General features: G+C 56.3%; 16 protein-coding genes, 1 pseudogene and 1 riboswitch. Of the genes and pseudogenes, 10 read left to right on the top strand and 7 right to left on the bottom strand.

Annotated features, from left to right (window positions below):
- Positions 1–235: 235 nt before the first annotated feature.
- A riboswitch (cobalamin riboswitch) is annotated at positions 236–446 on the top strand.
- A 139-nt stretch (positions 447–585) separates the two neighbouring features.
- The 3 genes from AC2FIS_RS22930 to AC2FIS_RS22920 are packed head-to-tail and all read left to right on the top strand — an operon-like array spanning position 586 to position 3,225.
- On the top strand, positions 586–1,434 hold the full coding sequence (locus tag AC2FIS_RS22930; protein ID WP_496775587.1) for a metal ABC transporter ATP-binding protein: 849 nt from the start codon (positions 586–588) through the stop codon (positions 1,432–1,434).
- A complete protein-coding gene (locus AC2FIS_RS22925; RefSeq protein ID WP_496775586.1) occupies positions 1,427–2,329 on the top strand; it encodes a metal ABC transporter permease in 903 nt (300 codons plus the stop codon). The genes AC2FIS_RS22930 and AC2FIS_RS22925 overlap by 8 nt, the downstream gene beginning before the upstream one ends.
- The gene (locus AC2FIS_RS22920) at positions 2,326–3,225 is read left to right on the top strand and encodes a metal ABC transporter solute-binding protein, Zn/Mn family (RefSeq protein WP_496775585.1); all 900 of its coding nucleotides are present in this window, start codon (positions 2,326–2,328) and stop codon (positions 3,223–3,225) included. Before AC2FIS_RS22925 ends, AC2FIS_RS22920 begins: the two co-directional genes overlap by 4 nt.
- Before the next feature lie 80 nt (positions 3,226–3,305).
- Here the strand turns inward: AC2FIS_RS22920 and AC2FIS_RS22915 are convergent, their stop codons facing one another.
- Positions 3,306–3,548 (bottom strand): hypothetical protein, encoded by a 243-nt coding sequence (locus AC2FIS_RS22915; RefSeq protein ID WP_496775584.1) that lies wholly within the window; start codon positions 3,546–3,548, stop codon positions 3,306–3,308.
- A gap of 186 nt (positions 3,549–3,734) precedes the next feature.
- Positions 3,735–4,646, bottom strand: coding sequence for a LysR family transcriptional regulator (locus AC2FIS_RS22910; protein WP_496775583.1), 912 nt, complete (start codon positions 4,644–4,646; stop codon positions 3,735–3,737).
- A gap of 170 nt (positions 4,647–4,816) precedes the next feature.
- Between AC2FIS_RS22910 and AC2FIS_RS22905 the strand changes: the two genes are divergently transcribed.
- The 6 genes from AC2FIS_RS22905 to AC2FIS_RS22880 all read left to right on the top strand — a co-directional run bounded on the left by AC2FIS_RS22905 (position 4,817) and on the right by AC2FIS_RS22880 (position 9,059).
- Positions 4,817–5,833: a TRAP transporter substrate-binding protein gene (locus AC2FIS_RS22905; RefSeq protein WP_113790480.1), complete on the top strand. Its 1,017-nt coding sequence runs from the start codon at positions 4,817–4,819 to the stop codon at positions 5,831–5,833.
- 69 nt (positions 5,834–5,902) lie between these two features.
- Entirely contained in the window at positions 5,903–6,439 is a 537-nt protein-coding gene (locus AC2FIS_RS22900; RefSeq protein WP_496725303.1) for a TRAP transporter small permease, read from the top strand.
- A gap of 17 nt (positions 6,440–6,456) precedes the next feature.
- Positions 6,457–7,797, top strand: a complete 1,341-nt coding sequence (locus AC2FIS_RS22895; protein ID WP_108861887.1) for a TRAP transporter large permease — start codon at positions 6,457–6,459, stop codon at positions 7,795–7,797.
- Between the two features lie 17 nt (positions 7,798–7,814).
- Positions 7,815–8,309 carry a universal stress protein gene (locus AC2FIS_RS22890; protein WP_058277392.1) on the top strand — a complete coding sequence of 165 codons (495 nt, stop codon included), beginning with the start codon at positions 7,815–7,817 and terminating at the stop codon, positions 8,307–8,309.
- A gap of 271 nt (positions 8,310–8,580) precedes the next feature.
- Positions 8,581–8,808, top strand: coding sequence for a DUF1127 domain-containing protein (locus AC2FIS_RS22885; RefSeq protein WP_496775582.1), 228 nt, complete (start codon positions 8,581–8,583; stop codon positions 8,806–8,808).
- A gap of 47 nt (positions 8,809–8,855) precedes the next feature.
- Complete coding sequence (locus AC2FIS_RS22880; protein WP_496775581.1) at positions 8,856–9,059, top strand: hypothetical protein; 204 nt, start codon at positions 8,856–8,858, stop codon at positions 9,057–9,059.
- An 89-nt stretch (positions 9,060–9,148) separates the two neighbouring features.
- On the opposite strand, the gene AC2FIS_RS22875 is transcribed toward AC2FIS_RS22880, so the two are convergent.
- The 5 genes from AC2FIS_RS22875 to AC2FIS_RS22855 are packed head-to-tail and all read right to left on the bottom strand — an operon-like array spanning position 9,149 to position 12,922.
- Positions 9,149–10,291 (bottom strand): saccharopine dehydrogenase family protein, encoded by a 1,143-nt coding sequence (locus AC2FIS_RS22875; RefSeq protein ID WP_496775580.1) that lies wholly within the window; start codon positions 10,289–10,291, stop codon positions 9,149–9,151.
- Positions 10,292–10,313: 22 nt separating this feature from the next.
- The gene (locus tag AC2FIS_RS22870) at positions 10,314–10,562 is read right to left on the bottom strand and encodes a SemiSWEET family sugar transporter (RefSeq protein WP_058273753.1); all 249 of its coding nucleotides are present in this window, start codon (positions 10,560–10,562) and stop codon (positions 10,314–10,316) included.
- A gap of 12 nt (positions 10,563–10,574) precedes the next feature.
- Positions 10,575–11,621 (bottom strand): saccharopine dehydrogenase, encoded by a 1,047-nt coding sequence (locus AC2FIS_RS22865; RefSeq protein ID WP_496775579.1) that lies wholly within the window; start codon positions 11,619–11,621, stop codon positions 10,575–10,577.
- A 14-nt stretch (positions 11,622–11,635) separates the two neighbouring features.
- Positions 11,636–12,250: a glutathione S-transferase family protein gene (locus AC2FIS_RS22860; RefSeq protein WP_496775578.1), complete on the bottom strand. Its 615-nt coding sequence runs from the start codon at positions 12,248–12,250 to the stop codon at positions 11,636–11,638.
- Positions 12,251–12,271: 21 nt separating this feature from the next.
- The gene (locus AC2FIS_RS22855; RefSeq protein WP_496775577.1) at positions 12,272–12,922 is read right to left on the bottom strand and encodes a histidine phosphatase family protein; all 651 of its coding nucleotides are present in this window, start codon (positions 12,920–12,922) and stop codon (positions 12,272–12,274) included.
- A gap of 368 nt (positions 12,923–13,290) precedes the next feature.
- Between AC2FIS_RS22855 and gcvT the strand changes: the two are divergent.
- Positions 13,291–13,601 (top strand): annotated as a pseudogene (gcvT, locus tag AC2FIS_RS22850) (glycine cleavage system aminomethyltransferase GcvT); the annotation flags it as partial.

Raw genomic sequence — 13,601 nt, 5'->3', positions numbered from 1 at the left:
CCACGAATCAATTGCTTAACGTCCTCACCTCGTCAGGCTCATAACCTGAAGGTCGTAGGTTCAAATCATAAAACCGTAACTATTACAGTCGAACAATCGTCGGAAGCTGCAAGAAGCGGGGCTCGTGTGGTATCCACCGTTGCCTCATGTCTACCGCGACCTCCATAGTCGACCGGTGACTGGAACGAATAGCCATCCCGCACAGGTTTGCGCTCTTGTCGAATCAAATCAATTCGTATTTTGTCCTCGCGATGGTTCCCGACTGTATTTTGCGGTCAGGGATAAAAGGGAATACGGTGCGGTTCTGTAAAATGGCCAATTCCGTGACTGCCCCCGCAACTGTAGGCGGCGAGCGACCCGAGATCGTCCACTGGGCAATAGCCTGGGAAGGATCGGGATAGCTTTGACCCGCAAGTCAGGAGACCTGCCATCCGAAATTTATGAACCTGGGCGGGGTGTCCCAGAGGGAGATGACAATGTTTCAAGCGGTCCGTACCGTGCACGACTTTGCGCTCGCTTTGCCCCTGTCCAAACACAGGAGGCGTTGCCGTTGTCATTGCAAAAAGCTGACACCCAAAGGGGTAAGTGTCTGACAGAATTCAGCGTTCCGGTGCTGGTCGCGGGGGCTCTGGCGCTGTCGGCGCTCTTGTGGCTCGCGATTTACGCGGTGATTTGATGTCGGCCGTTTTACAAATCCGCGATCTGACGTTGGGCTACCGCGACCTGACATTGTTTCACCGCCTCTCCATGGATATCGCGGCTGGAACGACCCTCGCCGTTCTTGGTGCGAACGGGTCGGGCAAGAGCACTTTTGTAAAGATGCTGCTGGGCTTGATGGATCCTCTTTCGGGCAGTTTGACTTGGCCGCAAGGCCGTCCTCGTGACATTGGGTATCTGGCACAGATGACCGAGTTCGACCGTCGATTTCCCATCCGTGTGAGGGATCTAGCCGCGATGGGTGCCTGGCGCGGGTTTGGTTATCGTACCGGGCTGGACGCCGCCGCGCGCAACCGGATGGCCGCCGCGCTGGATGAGGCCGGGGTACTGGATATCGCTGACCGGCCTCTGCATATGCTATCGGGTGGGCAACTGCAGCGCGCGCTGTTCGCGCGGGTTATCATGCAGGACGCGCCGCTGATCCTGCTGGATGAACCGTTTGCCGCAGTCGACCAAAGTACCGAAGCTCATCTGCTGTCGATTATCCGCCGATGGCGCGATGAGGGGCGCGCAGTGGTTTTGGTGGTGCACGATCTTTCCTCGGTGCTGGACTATTGCAGCCATGCGCTGCTTTTGGGCGGGCAAGAGGCGACCCATGGACCGGTGAATGACGTTCTGACGCCAGACCGGCTGGTTGCGCAAGGATACCTCTCGGAAAGTCAGGCGTCCTGGATGTTCCGTGGCACCCATTCAACAGCGGAGCACGCCAATGTATGACCTGATCGCAGAAATGTGGAGCTTTGCCTTCATGCGTCGTGCTTTTGTGGCGACCACGGTCCTGTCGGCTTCGGTCGCACCGGTGGGGGCATTTCTTGTTCTCCGTCGCCTATCGCTGGCTGGTGAGGCCATGGCCCACGCGATTACCCCTGGCATTGTCATCGGCTTTGTCACCGCGGGCCTGTCGGTCATGTCACTGCTGGTCGGAGGGCTTATCGCGGGTGTTGGCGTCGCCATTTTGACCGCCTTTCTCGCACGCCGGACGATCCTGCGCAGCGATGCCAGCCTTGCCTCGCTATATCTGATCGCATTGGCGGTGGGTATCTTTATCCTGTCTGCAGCAGGGTCCGCAGTTCCACTAAAAAGCTTCCTGTTTGGATCAATCCTTGGGATCGACGACGCGTCGATGGTCCTTGTCGGTGGGGTGGCGACAGTAACATTGATGGCATTCGCCGTTCTGCTTCGTCCGCTGATTGTCAGCACCTGTGATCCGGTTTTCTTCGAAACTCAGACGCGCCGGCCGTGGCTGGTTGATCAGGGTTTTATGCTGTTGTTGGTTCTGAACTTGCTGGCGGCATTCAAAACGCTGGGCACGTTGATGGCCGTTGGCCTGATGATCCTGCCTGCGACCGCCGCGCGCTATTGGGCGAGTACGATCACCGGGCAACTGGTCCTGGGTTTTCTGTTTGCCTTGTCCAGTTGCTGGATCGGTCTGACACTGTCCTATCTGTTCCCGGACACGCCGTCCGGCCCAGCGATCGTTTTGGTTGCCGGTGGGTTCTTTCTGTTCTCGGCCATTTTCGGCCCCCTTGGTTTTGGCAGACGGATGCGCAAACCGTCTGTTTCCAAAGACATCCCCATTGCCCAAATTCAACAAGAAGAGAGAGCACAATGACTCTTGTGAAGTCACTCTATGCCGGCATCGCCTCTGTGTCGTTTGCTTTGGCGGCCTTGCCGACCGTTGCGGCAGAAGACAACGTCAAGATCGTCGCCAGCTTTTCGATCCTCGGCGACATGGTCGAAGAGGTCGTCGGCGATCTGGCCACGGTTACGACAATCGTGGGCCCGGACGCGGATGCGCATGTGTATCAGCCTTCGGTTGCAGACGCGAAGGCCGTTGCCCAGGCGGATATCATCTTTGTCAACGGTCTTGGCTTTGAGACATGGTCCGATACGCTGATCGCTGAATCGGGCACTGACGCAACCGTGCACGTTGCCACCGAAGGTATCACGCCTGTCACAGTTGAGGGCAAAATCGACCCTCACGCCTGGAACTCGCTGTCGAACGGCATGATTTACGTGACCAATGTCGCCGACGTGATGACAGAGGCGATGCCCGAGCACGCAGATGAGATCGCAGCCAATGCCGCGGCCTATATCGCGCAGCTTGAGGCGCTGGATGCAGAAACCAAGACAAAGCTGGCAGGCCTGCCCGCCAATCGCCGCACGGTTGTGACCGCACATGACGCATTTGGCTATCTGGCAGACGCCTACGGACTGACTTTCCTTGCACCGGTTGGCATCGACACCGAGGCAGAGCCATCGGCCAAGGACCTTGCTGTTCTGATTGACCAACTGAAGGCGGATGGTGCTGCCGCGCTGTTTGTTGAAAACATCACAAGTCCCACTTTGATTCAGCAAATCTCGGATGAAACCGGCATCGTGATTGGTGGACGGCTGTTCTCGGACGCCTTGTCGGAACGGGGTAGCCCGGCCACCAGCTATCTCGCGATGTTCCAGCACAATCTGAACACTCTGCTAAACGCACTTGGGAACGCAACCGCAAGCTAACTAGTATTCAGGCTCGAGGCGGTGCTTGAGCCGCCGCCTCATACCGTGCTTTGGAACGGTGGGTTCTTGGAAATCGTCCCCTAGTCCGGCTTCCATCCATCCTCGTATTCTCCCAACGTTCGGGAAAGATCCAAAAGCGAGGCGAACAGTCTTGCGTAAACGTCCCGTGACATCATCGTCTTGTTGTCATCCAACACTTGCAGAAGATCGACAACACCCGATGCAAAGGCATCATAGGCCAACTGGTCCGCAGGCGTTGGGTCCAGGGTCCATATGTCATGCGCGTTATAATACCCTACGGGTTGGGGATCGTCGTCTATCATTTGTCCGCCTCATATTGGTGAGGCGCATGTAGGAGAGAAGAAAGCGAGCGCTAGTGATGTGGCAGGAAGTCACAAGTTTTTGGCAACGCCAAAAACGTGAACCCGATATCGCGTTTGGCCGTTGACAGGATTTGATTAACTGCGTCTCGGCCGCAGTCGACTTCTGTTGTGCCAACTGAGCGGTTGTCAGAGTTTCGAATGTTCGCTTTGCAAAACTTCCAGAAACAGGTTTGTCACCCGCGTCGGTTCAGGTTGCTTTCTGGTCACTGCAGCAAACCGGGTTCGATATTGCGTTTCGTCCGGCAAAACCATCCGCATCTTTTCCTGGTCCACAAAGTCCTGCGCAAGATGATCAGGCAAATAACCTATGTATCGCCCCGACAGGATAAGTATGGCCAGCGCCTGCTCGCTTTGAACTTTTGCTGAACGTTTAAAGCCCAGTTGCTGACCGACAATCAGGTTCGGAGAGTTCACGCTGAGCCCAACATAATTGTATCTGAGCAGGTCACTGGTCCTGAGTTCTCGATCCGGTATTTCGTACAGGGGGTGTTCCCGGCCGCAATACAGGAACATGTTCTCACCATATAACGGCGCATAGTTCAGGCTTGTCGAAGGGCGATGCAGCGCAATAATCCCGATGTCGAGCTGACCACTGATGACCATGGTCTCGATCACGTTTGGCGGCTCAAGTGACAGTTCGATCTGAACCGAGGGGGCGGCTTCGTTGAACCGATGAATGGCGCGGGCAAGCCGGGAATCCGGGTTTGACGCACATTGATCAAACAGCGAAATGCGGATCGTTCCCCCCAGCTGTTCCTTGATCTCGCTGACCTCGTTTCGAAATTGCGACACGGACACAAGCAGGTGATCTGCTGCCTGCAGCACTTTTGCGCCGTCTTCTGTTAAAGCGAACCCGGCAGGGCCGCGTGTGCACAGTTTCAGGCCCAATCGCAGTTCCAGATCAGTAATATGCTTTGAAATTGTCGATTTGCCGATATTCAGCTCAACTTCGGCTGCAGACAGACCACCACTTTCCACAACCGTCTTAAAAACGCGCAGCAATCGGATGTCGCTGTCGCCGATGCGTGAGGCAACCATTTTCTTCCCAATTCGTAAGGTTTGATATATATGAAACCTATCGCGCAAAGAAAGGCAACATAGAAACACATTTCACAAGCTACTCTGAAAAAGCCGAGGCAGAATCGGACTGGCCATCTCTCCCCAGGTCAGCGCGCACCTCGAAACATGATAAAACTGGGAGGACATCTATGTCATTCATCAAAAAGCTTGGCACCATGACTGCTGCCGTTTCGGTCGCAGCCCTGATGGTAGCGGGCGCAGCCGACGCGAAGAACTTCAAGATTGCTGTTGGCGATAGTGCAGGCAGCGCCCAAGAAGCCCTTGGCTTGGCTTTCGTTAAGGCACTCGAAGAAAAATCGGGTGGCGCACACACAGCTACACTGTTCCTGAACGGTCAGCTGGGTTCCGAGCAGGACACCGTCAACGAGGCCGCGATCGGCACACTGGACATGTCGCTGCTGGCGATCAACAACATCACGCCGTTCTCGCCTTCGGTTGGTGTATTCACTCTGCCTTATGTGATCCTGTCCCTGGAAGATGCTGAAAAGCTGACCCAAGGCCCGATCGGTCAGGAATTGGTGGAAAACACCATTCGTGACGCAGGTGTGCGCATCATCGGCTGGACCTACACAGGTTTCCGCCGCCTGACCAACTCGAAAAAGCCTGTCAGCTCGGTTGCTGACCTGCAGGACCTGATCATCCGCGTTCCCAAGAACGAAATCATGATCGAAACCTACAAGTCCTGGGGTATCAGCCCGACTCCGATGGCATGGTCCGAGACCTTCACCGGTCTGCAAACCAAAGTCGTCGACGGTCAGGACAACCCTTACCTGACGATCAACGCAATGAAGTTTTACGAGGTCCAGAACCACGTGACCAACCTGCGTTACATCTTCTCGATTGAACCGCTGATTGTTTCGGAATCTGTTTTCCAGGGTCTGAGCGAAGAAGATCAGAAGATCATTCTGGAAGCCGGTCAGGAAGCAACTGAGATCTCCGCACAGTTCCTGCGTGACTCAGAAGCTGCGATCAAAGAAGAGCTAACCGCCAAGGGCATGGCAATCATCGATCCTGAGAACGATGAGGCCGAGTTCATTGAACTGGCAACCGGCGCCGTATGGCCGCAGTTCTACGAATCCATCGGTGGTGTCGACAAACTGAACACGGTCCTCGAGGCCATCGGCCGCGACCCGGTCCAGCAATAATCGCCAAAGAGCGAAAAGGAAAAGAGCGCTTCGGCGCTCTTTTCATCTCAGGGAGGAGGGAATTCCGAAATGTTCTGGAAATTTCTGGACAATATCGAAAGTATCATTTGCCGGATCCTGTTATCCGGCTTCGTCTGTCTGCTGTTTTTACAGATCATCGCGCGGGAAGTCTTTGGCTTTTCGTACAGCTGGATCGAAGAACTGTCAGTCTACATGTTCGTCTGGTTTGTCTACTTTGGCGCCAGCTATGCGGCATTGAAAGGTGCGCATAACCGGGTGACCTTCCAGTTCAAGTTCCTGCCCGAACGCTACATCAAGTACATCGAGGCTTTTGCCGATCTCTTCTGGCTCTTTTTCAACGTCTACTTCCTGTATCTGGCAACGGACTTTGTCTTCAACAAGATGAACAAGTTCTGGAAATCTCAGACCCTGGGTATTGAGATGAAGTATGTCTACATGGTTCTGCCTCTCGCCTTTGCGCTGATGACTGTGCGCATCATTCAGGTGAACTATCGCCGCCTGATCAAAGGTGAAGACATCCATGATCCTGACCAGATCGACCTTGATGAAATCAAAGCTGCCACCGAAGCAGCTAAGCGCGACTGAGGCAGGGAGGAAAAACCATGGAATCCGAAATCGTCACAATCCTATTTGGATCGTTTCTTTTACTGCTGCTTATCGGCGCACCGATCACGGTTGCGCTGGGTGTGGCATCGCTGTTCTCGTTCCTTTACCTGGGCGAAAACCCAATCAAGTTCGTGCAGATTGCATTTACCTCGGTGGGTGCGTTCCCACTGATGGCTCTGCCTGCATTTATTCTGGCGGGGGCTCTTATGGAGGCCGCCGGTATCTCAAAGCGCCTAATCAATGTTGCTGAAAGTCTGGCTGGTCCATTCACCGGCGGTATTTCGGCTGCAACGGTTATGGCCTGTCTGTTCTTTGGCGCCATTTCGGGCTCGGGCCCGGCAACAACCGCGGCCGTGGGGATGCTGATGATCCCAGCAATGATCGACCGTGGCTATGAGCGCGGCTATGCCTCTGCTATTACCGCTTCTTCTGGCGGCCTCGGGATTATTATTCCTCCCTCCATCCCGATGGTGATCTTCGGCATTGCCGCGCTCGGTATGGCGCCTCCGCTGGAAGCAGTTGAAAAGTTCGGCACCTTCCAGTCGGTTTCGATCTCGAAACTGTTCATCGCGGGCTTTGTTCCGGCCTTCCTGATCGCCACCAGCTTGCTGATCCTGAACTACTTCATGTCTAAAAAGCGTGGGTACAAAGGTGTGGCCGAAGGTTGGTCGATCCGTCACGTGGGCTGCGAGATGTATCGCGGGTTCTGGTCGCTGATGGCGCCGCTGGTGATCCTGGGTGGTATCTATACCGGATTCTTCACCCCGACCGAGGCCGCAATCGTCGCGATCTTCTACACTCTGTTCGTTGGCGTGGTCATCTACCGTGAACTGACATGGCAGTCGCTGTTCCAGTCGCTTGAAGCCACCACGTGGCTGACGGGCCGTGTTCTGCTGATCCTGTTCACCGCGACTGTGTTTGGCCGCCTTCTGGTGGAAAACCAGATCCCGGCGATCATCGCGGACTCGATGCTCAGCTTTACCGACAACCTTTATGTGATCTGGGCGCTGATCATCTTCTTCCTGCTGTTCGTCGGCATGTTCATGGAGACACTGGCCACCATCCTGATCCTGGTTCCGGTTATGCTGCCTGTGGCCTATTCGGTCGGTATCGACCCGATCCACTTTGGTGTGGTGATGGTCTGTACGCTGGGTATCGGCTTCCAGACGCCGCCGCTGGGTGAAAACCTGTTCATCGCATCGGGTATTTCGAACATAACGATCGAGCAGATCTCGATCCGTGCATTGCCCTTTGCAGCGGCGAACACGATCGCGATCTTTATCATTGCGTTCTTCCCTGAGCTGTCGCTATGGCTGCCAAGGCTGTTGGGCTACTGACCTGAAAGGATGATGCTATGAAACAAATGGTGACAAATATCCTGTTCGCCACCGATCTGTCGGAAAACTCGGGTCACGCCATGCGCAATGCGGCCAGCATTGCGATGGCGACAGGGGCAGAAATTCACGTCCTGCATGTGAACGAACCCCTATCGGACGATGCGAAGATCACGATGGACATGTTCATCCTGAACGAAGAGACGCGTAAAACTGCGGCCCAGCGTCGCCATGAAATGGTGCGCAAGGTGCTGGCCGAACGGCAAGCCAAGTTCTGGGCACAGTTCGAAGGCGATGACGCGAAGATCCGTGAACAGGTGTCCTCGATCGAGGTCACCGACGGGCACCCGGCCGAGGTGATCCTGCGCCGCTCGGTCGAGATGGGGTGTGACCTGATCGTGCTCGGCGCGCATGACCACGGTTTTTCGCACACCTTCCTTGGGACGGTGGCAAAACGCGTCTTGCGTAGGTCGAAAATCCCGACGCTGATCGTTCCGAACCCGGACGAAGTCTAAAATTTCCACGGGCCGCTGCGATGGTAGCGGCCTGTGCTTTGCGCCATGCCGCGCGGAACGACCAAGAGATGCCTGAATACCGCGTATTCGGCATCCTACAGCCCTTTGATCATCTTGGACCAAAACCCTCCAAGCTGAATACCTTCGGCAAAGATCATGCCAGGCAAGCTTTGTTAACAGAGCTTAATGCTTCGGTGGCCTCTCCTTAAGAACCGGCTCCTTTATTTGAATTGTGACCACAACCGCAATCCAAATTCAGGAGGAGAAGACCATGGAAGCGACACAGACAATAACCCCGAACGGCAACGTTTTTTCCGCGCTGTTTGCGGATTATGCAGAGGCCCGAACCGAGCATTTCCGCCGCAGGATTTTCGCCAAAACAGTCCACGACCTGGAGGCGTTGAACGATTGCCAACTTAGCGACATCGGCGTCCCTCGGGCTGAAATCAAGCAACGCGCGTATCAAAGCGTTTATTACGGCTCACCCTATCGGCAGTAACCAAGTGCCGAAAAAGAACCCGCGTAACCAGTTATGAGGTAGTACCCATGTTTGATGTAGTCCCGCCAAGCAAGCAATTGACGCCCACGACCAGTGCCCTGCAATTGTTCGACCGCGCCATGCAACTACGCGCGATCAGCGCCGATATCGTGCGGGCCGCACAGTATTTGGACAGCTTTTCCGATCAGGAATTGTCCGAGCTGGGCATAAACCGCAGCGATCTTGATGATACGATCCAACGGTTCATCTGAAGCTGTGGCGATAGCCAGGTTCGATACCGGCGACAGAGACGAAGTTATAAGCCACTCCGACATACAGGAGTGGCTTTTTTGATGTGAATTTAGGCGGTGTGATCGACGACCTGCAAATGCTGCGCCAGCTTGTCGATCTCGGCCATCCAACCCTGCACCAGTTTTGGATCGCTGGGTGCTGCATGGACACCGACGGCGATCGCACGGTTTAGGACCGCTTCGACTGCCAGCGAGACCGGGATAGATACCAGTCGCGCCATTGCCGTCCCGCGCGCGTCGCCCCACGCGTCCATGACATAAGCTTTGTGCCAGACGGGTGCGCCGTCTTTCTCGGCCTTCAGTCCTACGCACAGAACCACGCGGTCCGGTTCCCCTTCGTCATAGGCGTTTTCGTCCCAGAACTGGTCCGACATTTCCTTCAGGCGCGCGTCGCCCTCGGGTCCGGACAGGGTTTCAATCTCGCTGAACACGTCCGACCACGCATCGGCCCAGCCATTCAGGCGCAAGGTACCGCGGACGAATTCCTTGACGGTCCAGTGATCCTCGAACTGATATTCTTCCATGAAAGGCAGAGAGTCGCGGTTCGGATAGACCTCAAAGCTTTCCGGTGTTGGCAGCGGGGCGATATAGCTGCTGATCGCGTCCCACGGGCGGGCGACGTCCAGCGGTGCATAATCGCGGATCGATTTCGAAGGCGAACGCAGGGCCTTGAGCACACCCAAAGGCGACCAGCTGAACTTGTAGCGGAACGGGTTGGGGTTCTTCGGAATGCCGCCGCAATACGAGATAAAGCTCAGGTGGTTGTTCGCATCAAACGCGTCCGAGGCGCGATAGTCGGCGATCAGGGCGTGTGCCATCAGGTGGTCAATACCCGGATCAAGCCCGACCTCGTTCACCAGCGCCACACCGGCCTCGCGGGCCTTGTCATCCAACGCCCGCATCTCGGGTGCAATGTAAGAGGATGAGACAAAATTGGCCTCCTTCGAGATGGCCAGTTCCGCCAGCGGCACGTGCCAATCGCCCGGCAGCATTGAGACGATAACGTCGCCTTTTTCCAGCACCGCTCCCAGCTCGCCGATGTCAAAAGCACGTATGTCGTCGGTCAGGTCTCCGACTTCGGCCTTGGCCTTTTCAATGGTTCGGTTCCAGACAGTGACCTTGTGCCCGCCTTCAATCAGGCGACGCAGGCCGGGGATGGCCGACAGGCCGGTGCCACACCAATGGATGGTCATGCTTAAGCTCCTATATGGCTGTTCAGCCGAATTTCAGTTTCGCGATCACGATCGCACCGACAAGAAGGATCGATATCACATTGCCCAGGATCAGAGGCCATGCAGCGATCATCAATCCGTAGGCCAACCACAACGTCAGTGTTGTCAGGATCAGCAGGTTTGCAGGCAGAGACAGGTCCTTGGTTTCGCGGCTGCGCCACGTTTTCAGGGTCTGGGGTAGCCAGCAGATCGTGCCAAGAACCGCTGCTGCACCGCCGATCAAGTGTTCCATGTGTGCACCGGCTCAGACATGTTTGCGAAACTCGTCCTGTGCCCGACCCCAAACACCGCTTTCGATCTCTTTCAACGTCAGCAGGGTTGGCAGCAGTTGCGCGGCGTAGTCTTCCGAGCTTTCGACCGGCAGCATCGACGGCAGGTTGTCGATCGCCATGACGTCCATCACCGGATCACTCGCAACACGCAAGGCAGGGGCGTCCCACGTGGTGGCGCGGTCGTAAACCGGAACCGGATTGTAATCGCTGTCCGGGTCACAGGCGACGTCGCCAATAGCAGTCAGTTTACGCGGCGCTGTCAGCGCCTCGCGCGGTACGAAGACCGGGGTGCCCGGGCGGGCAAAAATGCAGTTCAGAAACAGGTCATGTTCCAGGATTTCGGGGAAAGGCCCGCCGCTGGCGGTTTCAGCCATGTCCCATTTGGTGACACTGACGCCCATCGCCTCGCACAGGTCGGCGGCGCCTGCACCCACGCGACCCAGCGCGCCGATCACGATGGCGCGGGGACGATTGGCGCCTGTGGCGTTCAACTCGGCCAGTAATTCAGCATTCAGCGTGTCCTTGCCCGAATACACACCAACGGGCGGGCATTCCTCATTCCGTTGCTGCGCTGCCCATGCTTTCAGGGTTACCGCTGCGCCAGCATAACCAGCCCAGTAGCCAAAAGCTGCGACGCGGCGGCCGTTCTCGTCCACAAGGTATTCCAGATCATAAAGCGTTCCGCCCCCGGTCTTGAACCGATCCAACAGTGAACGCCCTGAATGCTGACCTTTATAGGCGTGACCGAACATGATGTGGCGATGGGGCAGGGGGGTGCCGTCCTCTGGCAATTCCTTCAAACCAAAGATGATGGCATCAAGAGGGGCATCGGGCCAGGAATTCTCGGGCGCAATCTCGCAGCCTGCGTTTTTGTAGCCGTCTATCGGAATAGCGCGGACATGGCTTTCCTCGACGGTCACCCGGGTACCGGCCGCAATCAGGGACGCCGCGCCTTCTGGGCTCAATCCAACCCGTTCTTCATTCGGGCGTTGCTCTGCCCGGACCCAGAGATGTGTCATGCGTCGTCCTTTACTCAAATCATCCCGGCGGCGCGCACCGCCTGAACCGAGGCGCGCGCCTCCATCGCCTCGCGGAAAGCGAGGATTTTGGGAAAGGCCGACACGTCCACGCCGTCGCCTTCCAGCCAGCTGCACACTACATAAAGATACGCATCCGCCAGCGAGACCGTATCGCCCAAAACAAACGGCCCGCGCAAACCGTTTGATACGATGTACTCACAGGACGTCGTCATGGTCTGGGCGACCTTGCCGGTCATGTCTTTCCAGCTGGCTTTCTTGTCGGCCCAACGGGCCCCGCGCAGCTTGTGTGCGTGGTTCACATGCATGGTCGAGGCCAGATAATACATCACTTCGCGCATACGGGCCGCCATGACAGGATCGGCGGGGACAAGATTTGCGTCAGGCGCAACCGTAGCGACATATTCCAGCAACGCCCCGGTTTCAGTCAGGATGCCGCCATCAACCGCCAATGCAGGCACACGGCCTTTTGGATTGATCTGTTTGTAAGCCGGTTTGGCCTGGTCGCCTTCGGCGAAGTCCAGACGGACCGCTTCATAGTCCAGACCGGCCTCCTTCAAGGCGATGGCAACGGCGATCGAAATGGTGCGAGGAGCATAGTAAAGCTGCATCAGAGTGCCTCCGGGCTTGGATTACAGATGCGTTTGGGCAAACTGCCTGTCTGGCGCTTCCAGATGCGGGACTGCGTTGAACAGAACCGGGCTCAGTTGCGCGCCTATCGGGTGCAGACGATGCATTGAGGTGTTCATGATGGCAAGAGCCACCCGCGCCATCGCAGGTATGTCCAGTCCCATGGCCTGTCGTACAACCATCGAGATCAACCCACCCGAGGTCACAACAATCGCCGGACCGCCTTCTGTGCCGATATCGCGCAAAGCATCTGAGACGCGTGTTTCGAACTCCTCAAAGGTCTCGGGCGTTTCCTCGATCTCGCCTCTGGCCCATGCGGCAAAAGTTCGGGGCAGATGGTCGACAAACCCTTCCCGGTCGGTCGGCACGGGGACGCCATGTTGCTCTTCATACAATTTCGCAATGTTGAAGTATTCGACCTCGTTGAGGCGTGGATCACGGGTAGGCTCGGGCAGTCCCATGCTGGCGGCGGTTTCCACATGGCGCGACAGGGTTCCGCAATAGACGCGCGGGTAGAACGCCCGTGTGTTCTGCAGATGCGCGCCCAGCCAACGGGCTTGCTGATGGCCCAGATCGCTGAGCTTGTCATAGTTTACTTCGTCACGTGCGGTGGTGTTGGCCTGCCCGTGACGCACCAGTGTGATATGTGCCATTGCGTCCCCTCTTGCGCGAAGTCTTAGGGTAGGTTCAGGGTTGGTGCCAGAGCCCTTTAGCAGAAAGCGGCTAAAAATCAGTTTGATGGCTCGGCTGTCTTTTTGTTCGCCGCAGAAATTTGCCCATGGCACGTCGCATGCGATGTTGCCTAACGGAAAAAAGTTTCCTATAGGATACAAAGCCGCTGCATGCGGCCGTATACATGCCTCTGCAACGCCGCCCTCGGGGGACCAAAAGACCGCCAGCAGTCGAAGCCTGTTGACTCGCTGCACAGTCCTAGGAACCTTGGTGTTAATTGGCGACAATACAGAGATAACGTTGCAATCCATGCGGCAATGTTGCCAAGGTCTTAGGAAAGGTCTCTGCCATGTCTGACGCACCCAAACGCACCCCGTTGTATGATCTTCACGTTGAGTTGGGGGGTAAGTTGGTTGATTTTGCTGGGTGGGAGATGCCTGTTCAGTATCCTTTGGGGATTATGGGGGAGCATAAGCAGTGTCGTGAGAAGGCGGCGTTGTTTGATGTGTCTCATATGGGTCAGGTGATCCTGCGCGGTGAGAATGTGGGTGAGAAGCTGGAAGCGTTGTGCCCGCAGGCTTACGCGACCCTGAAGCCGGGCAAGGCGCGGTACGGGTTTTTCACCAACCCGGAAGGCGGGATCATGGACGATTTGATCGT

This window comes from Ruegeria sp. CDSB113, from assembly GCF_059611045.1.
The sequence above is the reverse complement of the archived record's forward strand: the minus strand, read 5'-3'. Positions and strand labels throughout refer to the sequence as shown.